The sequence below is a fragment of the Neobacillus sp. GCM10023253 genome, from assembly GCF_042653105.1.
Taxonomy (GTDB): domain Bacteria; phylum Bacillota; class Bacilli; order Bacillales; family Cytobacillaceae; genus Neobacillus; species Neobacillus citreus.
This window is the reverse complement of sequence record NZ_JBHSHV010000026.1, coordinates 152641-168424: the sequence shown is the minus strand read 5'-3', so window position 1 is coordinate 168424 and position 15784 is coordinate 152641. Positions and strand designations below refer to the sequence as shown.

Here is a 15784-nt window from a genome sequence, read left to right as displayed (position 1 = left end):
ATGGGGACGGTTCTCATGCCTCACTTTGTGAGGCAGAAGAACCGTCCCCGCGCATCCAATGAAATGGAGGTAAAAGATTTGATAGATGAAAGTTTATATAAAAAGTCAAATATTCGTAGGTTGCCGGAATTAGGAAAGCTTGCACCCGAGACGTTTAAAGCGTTTGTGAAGTTTGACCAATTGGCTTTAGCGCCAGGGGCGATTCCTCAAAAGACAAAAGAACTCATTGCTGTCGCTGTGGCACATGTTACGGGTTGCCCTTATTGCATTGATGGTCATGTTGCGAAGGCAAAAAAACTAGAGGCTTCCAAGGAAGAGATGCTGGAGGCGATTATGGTCGCGACTGCTTTGAAAGCAGGTTCAGCCTTGGCACATGGATTAAATGCCTTGAATGCCTATGATGAGGATGGGGGAGATGAGCTTTACAACCGCTCCAACATGAATCGATTTGGCGAGTTCAAAGAATTAGGGCAAGAATCCTTTCAAGCCTTTGTGAAGTTTGATACGCAAGCCCTGAAAGCCGGGTTATTAAGCCGTAAGGAGAAGGAATTAATTGCTGTTGCTGTCGCCCATGTGACAGGCTGTGCCTACTGTATTGAAACTCATACGAAAAAGGCCAAGCAATTGGATGTTACGAAGGAAGAGCTCGTCGAAGCCATCTTTGTCGCAACCGCATTAAAGGCAGGGTCTGCACTTGCCCATAGTGTGAATGCGCTAAACGCATACGATGAAAATTGAATAGTGAGGCGTGGGGACGGTTCTTTTGCATCATGATGCACAAGAACCGTCCCCATGTTTCAATTTTAGGTTTATAGCAAATAATAGAAATGGTAGTAAAATTGTTTTTCGAAAAGGATTTGAGGGAACGTAATGTTACACACTGTGGTTTCGTATTTAAGATTTGCGCTGCCTTTTCTTTATTTGCTGGGTTCCTGGCGCTGGGGTGATTGGAGGAATTGGAAGGAGTACTATCCAACCATTCTTTTTTTCGTAACCGTGAACTTTTTTATTTCTATTATTATGTATGAATATCCACTATGGACTTATAAAGAATCTTTTTTTATTCCCAACCATACCATTGTTGATTTTATTATTGCTTTTTTGATTTTCCCCCAAATGGCCTTTATATTTCTTTCAAAATACCCTTTTCAGGCAAGCCTGCTTAAACAGATAGGTTATGCATCTATCTGGGTCATTTTTGGTATCGCAATAGAGAGCCTTTTTAAGGCTGCAAACCTAATCTCCTATGATCATGGCTGGAATTTCTGGTGGTCTCTCATAGTCTGGATCTTTATGTTTTTTGGCCTGCGCCTCCACCATACAAGGCCCATATTAGCCTGGTTCCTCTGTTTCGCATGTACCATTTTTTTAATCCTATACTTTCACATACCCATTACGAAATACAAATGATGCATGGAATGATGCATGGGGACGGTTCTCGTGCCTCACTCGAAATGATGCACGAGAACCGTCCCCACGCCTTACCATCTCACTCATTAAACAAACTCTATTAAGTCCTCCAAAGGAATCCGTGTGGTTTTGAATGCTGGTGCTGCTGCTTTTCCCAGTGATATTAGAATCATTGGCATGTAGCGGTCGGATACTTGGAACTTATCCATGAATTTTTGTTTGTCAAAGCCGCCCATTGGGACCGTGTCGTAGCCTTTTGCTTTGGCAGACAGCATTAGCTGCATCGACACTAGGCCTGTATCAAAAGCCGCGATATTTTTGCGAACTTCTTCGGGTAAGTTAGAGTACAAGCTGTTTGAACCAGTAATTAGACGGTGCATGTTGGCTTCATCCATATATCCGGCTTCATTAGCACTTCGGTACACCTTCTCAATATTTCTGTACATTTCCTTATCACCCAAAACCGCAATCACGGCTGAAGAGGTTTCGACCTGCTCTTGATTGTTTGCAATCTGCCGGAGCTCTTTCTTCATTTCTTGGTCCTCAATCACGATAAATCGCCAAGGCTGGAGATTGCTTGAAGAAGGAGCCAGGATAGCCTCATTTAAGATTTCTTCAATTTCCTCTCGGGCTATTTTAAAAGCAGGATCATATTTTCGAACAGAGTGACGTTCTCTGATTACATCGCTAAAACTTTGTGCATTCATAGTTGCAGTGGACATTCTTATTGCCTCCTTTTGAAAAATAAAACTTACTAAAAGTAAGCATTTTTTAGTTCGTGTTTTAGCTTACTATTAGTAAGTAAATGAGTCAAGCAAAAACTATTGTGATATAATGTGAAAATATTGGTGATAAGCAAATGAGGTAAGGAAATGGAAAAATCAAACTGTAGCTGTACTGAACAAGAGATAAGTAAAATCTGCAAGGATTTCCATGGGACGATTGAATTTATCGGAAAACGGTGGATGGGGATTATTATTTATCAATTGCTGAATGGGCCGAAACGTTTTCATGAGCTTGTGGAGAACATTCCTGGCATTTCTGACAGGCTTTTAACCGAACGACTGCGCGATCTTGAAAAAGAAGGCTTAGTCATCAAAAAAGTCCTTGTCCCTTCACAAAAGAAAGTCGAATATGAATTAACTCCAGCAGGCAAGGAACTTGAGGCGGTTATCACTTCCATTCTCCACTGGGTTAAAACAAGGCAGAAGTGAGGCATGGGGACGGTTCTTGTGCCTCATTAATGCACAAGAACCGTCCCCCAACTATTTTTCCAAATAAAAAAGGGCAGCAATAACATGCTGCCCTTAGCTTCGGATATCGAGTATTTACAGTTGATTCGAAACTATTGTTAGTAATGCACTAAGAACGATTGTGGTAAAAACAATAGAGACATATACAAGGTTCTTCTTCATCTTTTTCCTTCTTATTACTTCCTCCGGTGTAAGCCAGTAACTCTTTGACATCAAAAATCCCCCTCATTCATTTGATGGCAGCTGGCTGGCCTTGCTCCATCACAGAGGCCCCTATAGCTTTGCGTCATCACCTTACAGTGACTTTGCCCTTACATAGATTAAAGGATTTTAAGAAATTTGTCTATATTTGTCGAAAATGAAACGTGGGACGGTTCTCGTGCCTCATTTTCGGCTCGTTTTGATGCACAAGAACCGTCCCCATGCATCGTTCTAAAGCTCTCCTATTGTTAATAGAATATATTAATTTGAGGAAGTTGAAAGTGGTGAATGTCGAGGATGAAGGAAACGGCCCATATAGAGATTAGTGGGATGTATTGTGCCGCCTGCGCTGCCAGAATTGAAAAAGTTGTCTCCAAAATAGACGGGGTCGAGGAAGTGCAAGTCAATCTGGCAACGGAAAAGGGGCGCGTCACATTCAGTAAGAATCGGACAAGCATTCAGGAAATTATCAATAGAATCATTAAAATTGGCTATGATGCAAAAATCGACCGGCAGAATCATATACAGTCCGAGCTGGAGAAACGGAGAGAAATGACGGTTCTCAAGCGGCATTTCTTTGTCTCGGCCTTGCTTACTGTACCTTTAGCGTGGGCTATGTTTGCCCACTTTACATGGGCTTCTTTTATCGACGTGCCAGAGCTGTTTCTCCAGCCCCTCTTCCAATTTGCTTTAACGATTCCGATTCAATTTATCATCGGGTTCAAATTTTACGAACGGGCATGGAAAGCGCTGAAAAGCGGCAGTGCGAATATGGATGTTCTAGTGGTGCTAAGTACGTCGGCGGCTTTTTTTTACAGCCATTATTTAACGTTCACACACTTAGGTAGTTCTGCGCATCCAGTGTTGTATTATGAAACAAGTGCTTTTATCATTACATTCATTTTATTAGGAAAATTTCTTGAAGCCCGAACAAAAATGAGAACCACACAGGCAATCAAGCAGCTTTATCAATTGCAGACGAAAACGGCCACCTTGTTTTTGAACGGAAAGGAATCTCCATCGCCTGTTGACCGGCTGTCTCCAGGGCAAGTGATTATCGTGAAATCAGGCGAAAAAGTCCCGATAGACGGGGAGGTTGTTGAAGGGAACTCAATGGTTGACGAGTCATTGTTAACTGGGGAAAGCATCCCTGTTGAAAAAAGCAACGGTCATACTGTCTTTGCCGGGACCATCAATCACAACAGCAATTTAAAAATAAAGGTCACAAAACGGGACTCTGAGACGACCTTATCGCAAATTATTCGAATTGTTGAGGAAGCGCAGGCCTCAAAGGCGCCAATTCAGCATATCGCCGATAAAGTTACGGGCATTTTCGTTCCGATTATTATTGTTATTGCGCTGCTTACGTTTGTGCTGTGGTATTGGATTTTTGAGCCGGGGGTTTTAAGCGCGGCGCTCGAAAAGATGATTGCCGTCTTAATTATCGCCTGCCCTTGTGCCTTAGGATTGGCCACGCCTACGTCCGTCATGGTTGGGAGTGGACGAGCCGCCCAGTCGGGGATTCTTTTTAAAGAAGGGAAGTTTCTTGAATTACTAGGGAAGAGCACCACGGTAATCTTGGATAAAACCGGAACGCTCACGAAAGGCGAGCCGCACGTTACGGACGTGTATGTAGAGCATGTTAGCGAGGGAGAGTTCTTTGCCATTATCGGTGCGGTGGAGGGATCTTCGGGGCACCCAATCGCGAAGGCTATCGTAGCAGAAGCCCGGAGAAGGGGAGTTAGTCTTCCAATTGCAAATGAGGTTGTCGCAATCCCGGGTTATGGAATTAAGGCGTTTGTGAGTGGAAAAGACGTGTTGATTGCGAATCCAAGTTATTTTTTGAAAAATAAACTTTATATTCCGCCTAGAGCGGGTAAAGAAATTGCACGACAAGAACAAGAAAGGAAGACGGTGATGGCGGTTGCGATTCAAAACCGCTTTGCCGGGATGATTGCTGTTGCAGATGAGGTAAAACCAGCCTCGAAAGCGGTGGTATCTGGCTTGAAAGGGATGGGACTGGACGTCATCATGCTGACAGGCGACAACCTTGAGACTGCCAAGGCGGTTGCAAAAAAGACCGGGATTTCAAAGGTGAAAGCGACCGTCACACCACAGCAAAAGGCGGAAATCATCCGAGCATTGCAGAAGCAAGGAAAGAAGGTGGTGATGGTGGGGGATGGGATGAATGATGCCCCAGCCTTGACCGTTGCGGATGTGGGCATCGCCATGGGGACCGGCTCCGACCTTGCCATCGAATCCGGTGACATTACCGTCATCAAAGGAGATTTGAGCAAGGTGGTCGAGGCCATACAAATCAGCAAAGCCACCATGACCAACATCAAACAAAACTTCCTCTGGGCCTTCCTATACAACATCATCAGCATCCCATTCGCCATGCTCGGCCTTCTAGCCCCCTGGCTCGCCGGCGCCGTCATGGCCTTCAGCTCCGTCTCAGTAGTCCTAAACGCCCTTCGCCTAAACAGAATGTGATGCATGGGGACGGTTCTCGTGCATCATTTTCAGTGCGTTTTCCAATGATGCATGGTGATGCACAGGGACGGTTCTCATGCCTCAATTTCAAAAGCAGCTTGCCTCCGTTGATGGGCAAGCTGCTTTGTTTATTACATTAAAATGAAGTTATTTTTTATTGACTTGGCGTCCGCTTTTTTTCTGGCTTTGTGAACTGGTGTTTCCAATTTGAAATTCATTGCCTAATTCAATATCGTTTCTTTTATCGTGTTTCTCAATTTGTTCTCGCGTTTGATCTCGTTGCATACCCTGATTATTAGACACGATTCATTCCATCTCGCTTTCCGATTAGTCTTTTTTAAAATCGCAAATAAGGCATGAAAAAAAAGGGGGTACTGACGCAAATCAGTATCCCTTTTTTGTGGAAGCACAGAAGAAATCCTGGTTGGGTCTGTTCCGAAGACTTTTCTGATCTCACACAACTATTATTATGTACTCATACCCAATTTTATATTAGGTCATGGGGACGGTTCTCGTGCCTCACTTTCGAAAGATGCTTGCTTACATCTTAGGCAGGGTGTTTTTTTTTTTTTGCTAACGGAAAACTCGAAATTTGTTTGAGTATAGAGGAAAAGCATCTTCTATTTCCCAAGCAATTTTCGACGAGTTTTTCCATTGAATTCTATGAAAAGAGTAATAATAACGGGGTTTTGTCGGAATCCAACCAAACGATTGGTTGAAAAAGAAAAACGGGAAACCTGTAAAAGTCTCCCGAAAAATCATAAAACAGTCTCTTTGAACTTGTAATTTTGATGCACAAGAACCGTCCCCATGCATCACCCATGTATCAATTTGTGGTAAACTATATAATATTTTAAATTTATGTAAGGTGATTGATGTGCTTGGAGTTTAAACAGTTGGAGTGTTTTATTGAGGTTACACGGACGGGGAGTTTTACGACGGCGGCGGAGAATTTGTTTATTACGCAGCCGGCGCTGAGCAGGATTATTAAGTCGTTGGAGGATGAACTGGGGACGCCTCTGTTCATTCGGACGAGGAAAAAGCTGGAGTTGACGGATGCGGGGCGGGTTCTCGTCAAACATGCCGTAAAAGTCGAGGAACAGCTGCAGCTATTGAGCGAAGAGCTTGATACCGTGCTTAAGTTAAAAACGCGGCATGTCCGCATCGGGCTTCCGACGATCACCAATTCGATTTTTTTCTCACAGCTGATTGCATCGTTCCATCAGGAATATCCAGAGGTGACCTTCCAATTAGAAGAGGATGGGTCGAAACGGATAGAAGAGAAGATTATCAATGGTTTACTCGACTTTGGAGTCGTCGTTCTATCTGAAGAAAATGATCTTCTGGACAAATATATGTTTGTAAAAGAAAAACTGAAACTGGTTGTTCCTCCATCACATCATCTGGCCGGGAAAAAAGAAGTATCACTGCAGGAACTGAAAGAAGAAAGCTTTATCATGTTTAATAAGGATTTTGAACTGCGAAATCTCGTCATCACGGCCTGCAGGGGAGCTGGATTTCAGCCGACGATTATTTCTGAAACCTCCCAGTTGGACTTTATTCAGGAATTGGTTGCCTACAATATCGGGATTACGTTACTGCCTGAGACTACTTGTTTGGAATTGAAAAATGATTTTAAAACCATTCCCGTCACTAATCCGGTGATTGAATGGAATCTGGCATTGATTTGGAAAAAGGAGGAGCACCTATCGAAGGTTGCCAAAGAGTTTATCCGCTTTGCGAGGGTAAAACTGGCGAAGGAAAACCCCTCCACTGGAAATTATTAGAAAGCTTCCTCTTGTAAAAGGGGGAGCTTTTTTCGGTTTCGCCTGACAGGAAGCGCCTTCATACGGTTTTGTTATGAACACCATGTTCTATCGGCATTGTATATTAACACAGTGGCAGTATTATAATTAACATATAAAAAATTTAATGCCTAATGAGGCGAACGCTTCAAAGGCATTTTTATATATAGGGTGATGGAAATGCAATCAAAAAAAGTGAAAGAAACACGTGTTGTTCAAACCGACCAAGTGCTCATCAATGATTTGAACAACTACCATACATTATTCGGCGGCGTTCTAATGAAGAAAATGGATGCCTGTGCAGTGCTTTCTGCCCGCAGACATACACGGATTAAGGAATGTGTAACAGCATCAACAGATTCCGTCAATTTCATCGAACCAATTCGCGTCAGTGATTCGGTCTGCATCGAATCCTTTGTCAGCTATACAGGGAAAAAGTCAATGGAGATTTTCTGCAAGGTAGTTGCTGAGGATTTGGAAACAGGAAACCGAAGAATTGCGGCTACGGCGTTCTTTACGTTTGTTCCTTTAGATGAAAATAAACGGCCAATCGAAGTGCCTGCAGTGATTCCGGAAACAGAGGAAGAGAAGTTTCTTTTTGAAACAGGCAAAGAACGCGAACAAATCCGCAAGCTGAAAAGGCAGCAAAACAAAGAACTCGTGTCTAAACTTACAGTAGATAAGCCATGGGATTAATACGAATCAAGGGGGAGAAATACATGGTCATCGTTTCAAGCTATAAGGAATTGAAAAATGTGCAAACGGCTATCGAAAAATTAAATGCTTCCATATATCAAAAATTTATTAATATTGTTAAACTGACCCGCCAATTTCATTATGGATATCAATATATGGGTTCCTTACTGATGGATGAAGACTCAAGCCATTACGAGCCAGCAACCCAGGATGAATACGTACTATCAGTTTATTATGGTGAAATAGAAAAATTAAAAACAGACAACAAATTCCGTGACCTAAAACAACTGCTAAACAACTACAAACAATTAGGCTACGTAAACATCAGCAAACTCGCATTAGGCGAAAACCCACAAGCACTAGTCGGTCCAACTCTCATCAGATAATGATGCATGGGGACGGTTCTCGTGCCTCAAAAATTGAGGCACAAGAACCGTCCCTTTGCTTTACCTGTGCCCCCATTTCTCTCTCCTCTTTTTCAAGCAAAGACAATACCCATTTCTGTTAAGAAAACATGGAAGTCAGTCCAACTTCATCTATTTTCGACTAATTATGACAATTTTGGGACGTAAAATGATCCTTTGTGACGATTACTATAGTGGGGCAGTTTTAACCAAATAGAGAGAGAATTGGAGACATGATGATTTTGACGAGAGAAATGGTTGTAAATGGTGAAATGACGCTTAGCAGGAAAGTGACGTACGGAAACGGCAAGAAAACGCAAAGTCTGCCAGTATTCACTTCAAGGATGGAAAAACGTGAATATTATAAAAGCATCCAGTTTGATATCCGAAATGTGTTAGATGTTAAATGCTTCTTAAGAGACATTCGGGCAAATTGGAATACATATGTTTCGCAGGTTAACGAATGGATTCAAAGCAATGTCGTGAAAAAGCTTGTTGTGACAGGCATTTTTACCGTTGTTTTTGGTTTGTTTACAAGTGCAGCGAATGCCGCATTTATTCAAGAATACACCTATCAGGTTAAATCGGGTGAAAATATTGAAACCATCGCGGCAAAACACGGAGTCACCGCGCAGGAGATATTAGACGCCAATGGGATTACGTCCATTAACGGTAAAAAAATTCTATTGCCAAAAGTGGAAGACAGGACTGTGACCGCCACAACCCTGAATGTCCGTTCCCGGCCGAACACGGATAGCAGCATACTTGGAACCTATAAAAAAGGGGAAGATATCAAGGTTGCATTTATCGAAAACGGATGGGCGGCTATCCTGATTAACGGACGCGTTTGTTATGTTAGTGCAGCGTACCTTTCGCAAAAACAAGTTATTGCTTCTCAAGCAAAAACGATGTTTGTGACCGCCACATCGTTAAGAGTTAGACAATCTGCTTCCATGAGCGGTGCGGTACTCGGTTCGTTAAAATTTAACGAAGGAGTGTCCGTGACCTCAACCTCATTTGGCTGGGCCCAAATTCAATACAATGGCAAAACAGCGTACGTAAGTGCTGCTTATTTAACTAATAACGCACCTACTTTGGCAAATAATGAGCCTAGTAAACCCAACAGCTCAACGACAAGTACATCTGTGTATGTTATTAAGAGCGGGGATACTTTTACAAAAATCAGTAAAGCGCTTGGGGTCTCAGTTGCAGCCATTCAGGCACTAAACCCAACAGTGGACCCGGTCAAGCTGAAAATTGGCCAAACTATTAACATCCCTAGTGAGGCAACTGCCTCCGCGCCAAGTCAAATTAGCGTAACAGCGCAAATCGGCGGAGTAAACCCAAACGGAGTCTTCCGTTTCAACACCCCTGATGGCCGAACCTACAGTGCAAAAGCATCAGGCAACATGATCAATGAACTTTTTAACCGCCAAGGAAAACAAGTGACCCTAACCCTTGAAGCAAAAAGAGGACAACAAATGACCCTGGTCGCGCTTAGATAAAACTCGGATCCGCGGGGACGGTCCTCGTGCCTCACCAGTGGCGTGATGCATGGGGACGGTTCTTGTGCCTCATCCAGAACATCCGCAAAATAAAATAAATATCCCAAGACTCCTTCAGCACAACGCTGGGGGAGTTTTTTTCTCCTTCAAATAAGTTTTCATTAAAAAATGTTTGTTTGTATCAAAAATTGAAAAAAATCCAATTGTTAGTCAAGTACATCCTATAATTTCCCTCACTTGTTCCTCTTTGATAGTTTTGTTAGATGTTCCTGCAAGAAACCTTATTTTGATGCACCAGAACCGTCCCCATGCCTCATTCCCTCTAGGTCTGAGGTCTTAGTTATAATTACAGCAGCTGCCCGAGGTTGATGGAGGGTTGGAAACTCTATAATAAAAAAGGTAAATACACCCAAATATATCCGAATAAAAAGGGGAAAAGAAGTTATGAAATCGTGGATTAGGTTTTCGTTAAAGAATGCAGGGGTTATTTTTATCGCCATGTTGATGGTGATTGCTGGGGGGATTTATTCCGTCAAAACAATGAAAATGGAGTCGATGCCGAATGTTGACATTCCGTATATTGTCGTTCAGGTTCCATATGTCGGCGCCACCCCGGAGCAAGGATTAGAGGATATCGGCAAGCCGCTCGAAGAAACGCTGTCGGGAATCAAGAAGCTTGATAACTTATATATAGAAGCCCACAGTAATATGGTTATCGGAATTCTTGAATTTGAGATGAGCAAGGATATGGATGAAGCGGAGAAGGAAGTCACGACCGCAGCCTCAACCATCAAGCTGCCTGCTGGTGCAGAAAAACCGGAGATTCTAAAGGATGGCCCTTCCGCCATGCCCGTCTTTACCTTTGCGCTGTCATCGGAAACTGCTAATCAATCCGACCTGACGCAATATATCAACGAGCGGATCAAGCCGGTCTTGACCGGAATTGATGGAGCCGGGGCTATCGATATTTCGGGCGAGACTGAAAAGGAAGTGGTAATCAAACTCGATCCGGAAAAAATGAAGCAGCAAGGTGTGACCTATGATACGGTCAAGCAAACACTGCAGGCTCACCATTTTTCATTCCCAGCCGGGCAGGTCAATATCAATGACAAAACATTCAACGTGCAGGCTGATTTCAAGCTTGATTCGGTTGAAGATGTAAAAGCGATTCAGATTTTAGCACAAGGGCCAACGGGCGCGGTCGTAAAACTACAGCTGGCCGACATTGCCGATATTTCTTACACAAACAAACAAGAAATGGTGTATACCCGCCTGAATGAAAAGCCTGCGGTCCTCGTGGAAATGAAGGCGCTGCCTGGCTCCAATACCGTTGAAGTCGTTTCGCAAGCAAAGGAAAAGCTGGATGCACTGGATCTTCCAACTGGCTACACCTTAACGAAATTATTTGATACGTCAAAAGAAGTGAAATCATCTGTTGATGGCATGCTTCGCGAGGTATTGCTCGGAACATTGTTCGCCGTAATTGTCACTTTTCTTTTCTTACGTAACATCAGGGCAACGCTGGTGGCTGTGCTTTCCATTCCACTGTCCATCTTGGCCTCAATGATTACGCTGAAGTATTTTGACTATAGCTTAAACATGATGACACTCGCCGGAATCGCCGTGGCAGTCGGCCGCGTCATTGATGACTCAATCGTGGTCATCGAAAATGTTTACCGCCGCACGCTAACAAGCCCGAACCGAAATGAAAAGCTTGTGCTGTCAGCGGCAAAGGAAGTGGGCGGAGCCATCACTTCTTCAACGTTGACGACGATTGCCGTCTTTGGCCCGCTTTCCTTTGTACCTGGAATCATTGGCCGCTTCTTTGCCCCGTTCGGCATTACGGTCATTGTGGCACTCGCCTTCTCACTGATTGTGTCATTAACTGTCGTGCCGCTGTTGGCAAAATTATTTTTACTTGGAATCAAACACAAAGAGGTCAAGGAATCGATTTTTGAAAAAGCCTATCGGCATACGCTAGCCTGGGTGTTGAATAAACGGGCAATCACAATCATTTTGGCTGTTGTCCTATTTGCCGGATCGCTAGTCTTAGTTCCGCTAATTCCAAAGAACTTCCTGCCGCAGGAAAAAGCTGTATCTTACCGGCTGACAGGCGATTTACCGGCTGGAACTTCGCTGGAAAAATCAAACCAGATTGCTGTAAAAATGGAAGAAATCCTAAAGCAGGAAAAACAGGTGAAACATGTTCAAGTCGTTGTGAATGGGGAATATGTCCGTTTATCGATTGACCTGAAGGATGACACTACAAAGAATCAAACAACAGATTTTGAGAAACGGGTCCGAAACAAGGTAGAAAAGCTTGATTCTCAAATGCTTGTAGCGCTCAGTCCCGTTGGCCTTGTCGGAACAAGCGGTTTGGCGTTAATGGTTGAAGGGGGGAACGCCGAGGATTTAGAGAAGGCTGGAAAAATGATTACAGAAAAGCTGAAAGGTATCGATGGGTTGGAAAATGTCGAATCGAACCTTTCGGGAGTGAAGGAACAGTTACAGTTGGAAATCGATGACGCAAAAGCTGCGGAAATGGGGTTAAATCCAATCATGGTGGCAGGTTATGTTAGGGAGTTGATTTCCGGAGATACGGTCGCCAACATGCAGGTGGAAGGGAAAACGACAAACATCCATTTGTCATTGGCAGGGGATTCGTTAGACTCCATTGATAAGATCATGAGCCAAAGCATGACAAATCCGATCGGGCAGCAAGTCACCCTATCTGAAGTGGCAACGTTGAAAAAAGCACCAAGTCCGTCGGCATTATACCGGTTAAATCAGCAGCAATATGTGCAGGTGACGGGCCGCATCACCACTGACAATGCTTCAGGTGTGCAGGCTGAGGTGGATAAGCGGATGGCCGAGTTGGATTTGCCGGCAGGGATTACCTATCATTCCGAAGGCCAGGCACAAGCGATGAATGAAGGCTTTACGAATATGATGATTGCGATGGCAGTCGCTGTTGTGCTGGTGTTTATTGTGATGCTTGTTGCATTTGGCAATACGTTAATGCCAGTTGCGATTCTCTCATCGCTGCCATTCTTATTCTCCGGCGGATTGCTGGGATTGTATTTGACGAACCAGGCACTAGGAATGCCGGCGTTAGTAGGATTTTTAATGTTAATCGGAATCGTCGTCACCAATGCCATTGTGCTGATGGACCGGGTGAAGCAAAATGAACAGAAGGGCATGGAGTTGAAAGCTGCCCTGCTTGAGGCCGGAAAAACCCGTCTTCGTCCCATCTTGATGACGGCACTTGCCACAATCGGCGCCCTATTGCCATTAGCCCTATCCGACGAAGGCGGACTCATCTCCAAATCACTCGCCATCGTCGTCATATCCGGCCTGCTCACATCCACCCTGCTCACACTCGTCATCGTCCCAACCATGTACCACCTACTAAGTGGTGCACGGGGATGGTTCTTGCGCATCATAGCCAAGGGTGAAAAACGAAACACGGGGACGGTTCTCGCGTTTCATCAGCAAAAACAGTAAAAAAGACCGAATCCCTATCAAGGGAAACGGACTATTTAATAGGTTGTCTTTATTCAAGGTGCCAATAAAAAATGCACATGCGGATTGCAACACTCAATCCCATGTGCATTTTTTGTAACATCAAGCTTACAGGTGCTTATTTCTTTTCAACTTTCACTAACCCTTTTCCAAAATTATGCTTATCAAAATAGCAAATGACCGTATCGTGAACTTGAATTCTTTCACCCTCGCTGATTTTATCCGCAGAAAATTCGATTTTCGTCCCGTCGGTACCCTTACCGTAGTATTGCTCACCCTTAATATCGGTAATCTCGTATTCTATAGTAGTGAACCCAGCGGAATCGCTGCTTGCCGTTGGCGTATTGTTCACAGGAGAAGGTGTATTATTTTTCAGCAAAACCAATGCCAATAAAACTGATAAAAGAATAACCAAGATAATTAGTCTTTTGAACATATTGCTAACCCCCATATATGTATTTTATGAAATGAAAGGCAAAAGTAATATCCCTCTAAATTCCCTCGGACTTTATACCCATAAAGGGTTGCCGCGATACTTTTTGAGGCACAAGAACCGTCCCCATGCCTCATTTGAAAAAGTAAAAACCTTCAGTTGTGCTTTTTAAAGAAGATTATTCTATAATTGGGTGGGCCGGCAAATAGCGGCTTTCAAAGTATGTTTGGACCAGCCGAGGAAAATAATAGATGATATGGTTTGGTTCGAACAAGTTTGTTTAAGGTGTGTGAAAATAATGTTAGAAGAGATATTGTCGCAAGTCCAAAGTGGCAAATTAACGGTTTCTGAAGCAAAAGAAAAGTTAGCTACCTATGAGAATTTGGGGTTTGCTAAAGTCGACCATCACCGGAAAAATCGGCAGGGGTTCCCGGAAGTGATTTATGGGGAAGGGAAGACGCAAGAGCAGATTCTTTCCATTATCCATGCAATCCGGTCAAAAGATAACGATGTATTAGTGACACGAATTTCAAAAGATAAGGCGGATTATATCCTTCGGGAACATCCGGAATTTATTTATAATGAAACAGCGCAAATTCTCTTTTGGAAAAAGAACACCACTAAAGTGGATGATTATCAAGGCTACATTGCCATTGTTTGCGCAGGCACGTCCGATCTGAAAGTGGCAGAAGAGGCTGCGGTTACGGCCGAAGCACTGGGCAGTAACGTCCGCCGCTTTTATGATGTAGGTGTTGCAGGAATCCACCGCTTATTTGATAATATTGACCAAATCCAACGGGCGACAGTCTCCGTCGTTGTTGCAGGCATGGAAGGGGCACTGCCGAGTGTGGTTGGTGGTCTTGTCTCTCATCCGGTCATCGCCGTTCCGACGAGCATTGGATATGGTGCAAATTTCAACGGTTTGTCCGCCCTGCTGACGATGTTGAATTCCTGCGCCTCAGGTATCAGTGTGGTCAATATTGATAATGGATTTGGTGGAGCATACAACGCTGTCCTGATTGATAACATCGCAAAAAAAGGAGCAAACAAGGGATGAGAACACTTTATATTGACTGCTTTTCAGGGGTCAGCGGGGATATGTTTATCGGCGCCCTCCTGGATGCAGGTGCAGATCCAGCTATTTTAGAAAAAGAATTAAAAAAACTTCATTTTGAAGATGAATATCAATTAACCTGGAAGAAAATCGTGAAGAACGGTATTACTAGTACGAAGTTTGATGTGTTGTTGACACAAGCTGACCATCACCATCATGAGCACGACCACCATCATGAACACGATGATCATCATGAGCACGACCACCATCATGAACACGATCACCATCATGAGCACGATCACCATCATGAGCACGACCACCATCATGAACACGATCATCATGAGCACGACCACCATCATGAACACGATCACCATCATGAGCACGACCACCATCATGAACACGATCATAATCAAGAACACGATCATCATCATGAGCACAATCATCATCATGAGCACAATCACCATCATGAACATGACCATCATCACCGGTCATACAGTGATATTGTAAAAATGATTGAATCGTCCGAGTTAGCAGCGGAAGTAAAAGCGACTTCGTTAAAAATCTTTCGCAAAATTGGTGAAGCGGAAGGACATATTCATGGTGTGCCATTAGAAAAGGTTCATTTTCATGAAGTAGGTGCCGTCGACTCCATCATTGATATTGTTGGTGCAGCAATCTTACTTCATCAACTAGACATACAGAAAGTCAAGTCCTCACCTATTCCTGTCGGCACAGGAAGAATACATATCGACCACGGCATTTATCCAATCCCAGCACCAGCCACGTTAGAAATTTTAAAAGGTGTGCCGATCGAACAAAGCGATGTCAGATTTGAACTGACAACCCCGACAGGTGCAGCGATTGCAGCCGTACTGGCAGAAGAATTTTGCACCATTCCATCATTTGAAGTAAAGGCTATTGGCTATGGGGCAGGCACGAAAACCTTCAAAGACCGTCCAAATGTCCTTCGAGTCATTATTGGAGAGTAAGCGATAGGATTAAAAAAAA

The 15784-nt window shown here is 43.7% G+C and carries 15 protein-coding genes and 1 riboswitch; of the genes, 11 read left to right on the top strand and 4 right to left on the bottom strand.

The genetic code is table 11. The features are described 5' to 3' along the window. Positions 1 to 63: 63 nt before the first annotated feature. Positions 64 to 738 carry a carboxymuconolactone decarboxylase family protein gene (locus tag ACFPA1_RS23445; RefSeq protein ID WP_378586275.1) on the top strand — a complete coding sequence of 225 codons (675 nt, stop codon included), beginning with the start codon at positions 64 to 66 and terminating at the stop codon, positions 736 to 738. A 132-nt stretch (positions 739 to 870) separates the two neighbouring features. After that, a complete protein-coding gene (locus ACFPA1_RS23440; RefSeq protein ID WP_378586214.1) occupies positions 871 to 1410 on the top strand; it encodes a CBO0543 family protein in 540 nt (179 codons plus the stop codon). A gap of 86 nt (positions 1411 to 1496) precedes the next feature. Here the strand turns inward: ACFPA1_RS23440 and ACFPA1_RS23435 are convergent, their stop codons facing one another. Beyond that, on the bottom strand, positions 1497 to 2132 hold the full coding sequence (locus tag ACFPA1_RS23435; RefSeq protein ID WP_378586212.1) for a nitroreductase family protein: 636 nt from the start codon (positions 2130 to 2132) through the stop codon (positions 1497 to 1499). Between the two features lie 150 nt (positions 2133 to 2282). On the opposite strand from ACFPA1_RS23435, the gene ACFPA1_RS23430 reads away from it, so the two are divergent. Continuing rightward, positions 2283 to 2624 (top strand): winged helix-turn-helix transcriptional regulator, encoded by a 342-nt coding sequence (locus ACFPA1_RS23430; RefSeq protein ID WP_378586209.1) that lies wholly within the window; start codon positions 2283 to 2285, stop codon positions 2622 to 2624. A 114-nt stretch (positions 2625 to 2738) separates the two neighbouring features. On the opposite strand, the gene ACFPA1_RS23425 is transcribed toward ACFPA1_RS23430, so the two are convergent. Next, complete coding sequence (locus tag ACFPA1_RS23425) at positions 2739 to 2876, bottom strand: hypothetical protein (protein WP_378586206.1); 138 nt, start codon at positions 2874 to 2876, stop codon at positions 2739 to 2741. 22 nt (positions 2877 to 2898) lie between these two features. Then, a riboswitch (cyclic di-GMP riboswitch) is annotated at positions 2899 to 2983 on the bottom strand. Between the two features lie 178 nt (positions 2984 to 3161). Here ACFPA1_RS23425 and ACFPA1_RS23420 point away from each other — a divergent pair. Next, positions 3162 to 5357 carry a heavy metal translocating P-type ATPase gene (locus ACFPA1_RS23420; RefSeq protein WP_378586204.1) on the top strand — a complete coding sequence of 732 codons (2196 nt, stop codon included), beginning with the start codon at positions 3162 to 3164 and terminating at the stop codon, positions 5355 to 5357. Positions 5358 to 5504: 147 nt separating this feature from the next. On the opposite strand, the gene ACFPA1_RS23415 is transcribed toward ACFPA1_RS23420, so the two are convergent. After that, positions 5505 to 5660 carry a hypothetical protein gene (locus ACFPA1_RS23415; protein ID WP_378586202.1) on the bottom strand — a complete coding sequence of 52 codons (156 nt, stop codon included), beginning with the start codon at positions 5658 to 5660 and terminating at the stop codon, positions 5505 to 5507. A 578-nt stretch (positions 5661 to 6238) separates the two neighbouring features. Here ACFPA1_RS23415 and ACFPA1_RS23410 point away from each other — a divergent pair. The 5 genes from ACFPA1_RS23410 to ACFPA1_RS23390 all read left to right on the top strand — a co-directional run bounded on the left by ACFPA1_RS23410 (position 6239) and on the right by ACFPA1_RS23390 (position 13271). Further along, positions 6239 to 7144 (top strand): LysR family transcriptional regulator, encoded by a 906-nt coding sequence (locus tag ACFPA1_RS23410; protein ID WP_378586199.1) that lies wholly within the window; start codon positions 6239 to 6241, stop codon positions 7142 to 7144. Between the two features lie 198 nt (positions 7145 to 7342). Continuing rightward, on the top strand, positions 7343 to 7858 hold the full coding sequence (locus ACFPA1_RS23405; protein WP_213144474.1) for an acyl-CoA thioesterase: 516 nt from the start codon (positions 7343 to 7345) through the stop codon (positions 7856 to 7858). 23 nt (positions 7859 to 7881) lie between these two features. Then, entirely contained in the window at positions 7882 to 8244 is a 363-nt protein-coding gene (locus ACFPA1_RS23400) for a hypothetical protein (RefSeq protein ID WP_378586196.1), read from the top strand. A 251-nt stretch (positions 8245 to 8495) separates the two neighbouring features. Next, positions 8496 to 9767: an SH3 domain-containing protein gene (locus tag ACFPA1_RS23395; protein ID WP_378586193.1), complete on the top strand. Its 1272-nt coding sequence runs from the start codon at positions 8496 to 8498 to the stop codon at positions 9765 to 9767. A 444-nt stretch (positions 9768 to 10211) separates the two neighbouring features. Next, a complete protein-coding gene (locus ACFPA1_RS23390) occupies positions 10212 to 13271 on the top strand; it encodes an efflux RND transporter permease subunit (protein WP_378586191.1) in 3060 nt (1019 codons plus the stop codon). Positions 13272 to 13407: 136 nt separating this feature from the next. Here ACFPA1_RS23390 and ACFPA1_RS23385 read toward each other — a convergent pair whose 3' ends face one another. Then, positions 13408 to 13725 carry a hypothetical protein gene (locus tag ACFPA1_RS23385; RefSeq protein WP_378586188.1) on the bottom strand — a complete coding sequence of 106 codons (318 nt, stop codon included), beginning with the start codon at positions 13723 to 13725 and terminating at the stop codon, positions 13408 to 13410. Between the two features lie 295 nt (positions 13726 to 14020). Between ACFPA1_RS23385 and larB the strand changes: the two genes are divergently transcribed. Continuing rightward, positions 14021 to 14779, top strand: coding sequence for a nickel pincer cofactor biosynthesis protein LarB (gene larB, locus ACFPA1_RS23380; protein ID WP_378586186.1), 759 nt, complete (start codon positions 14021 to 14023; stop codon positions 14777 to 14779). Next, a complete protein-coding gene (locus ACFPA1_RS23375) occupies positions 14776 to 15765 on the top strand; it encodes a LarC family nickel insertion protein (protein ID WP_378586184.1) in 990 nt (329 codons plus the stop codon). The genes larB and ACFPA1_RS23375 overlap by 4 nt, the downstream gene beginning before the upstream one ends. Positions 15766 to 15784 lie beyond the last annotated feature (19 nt).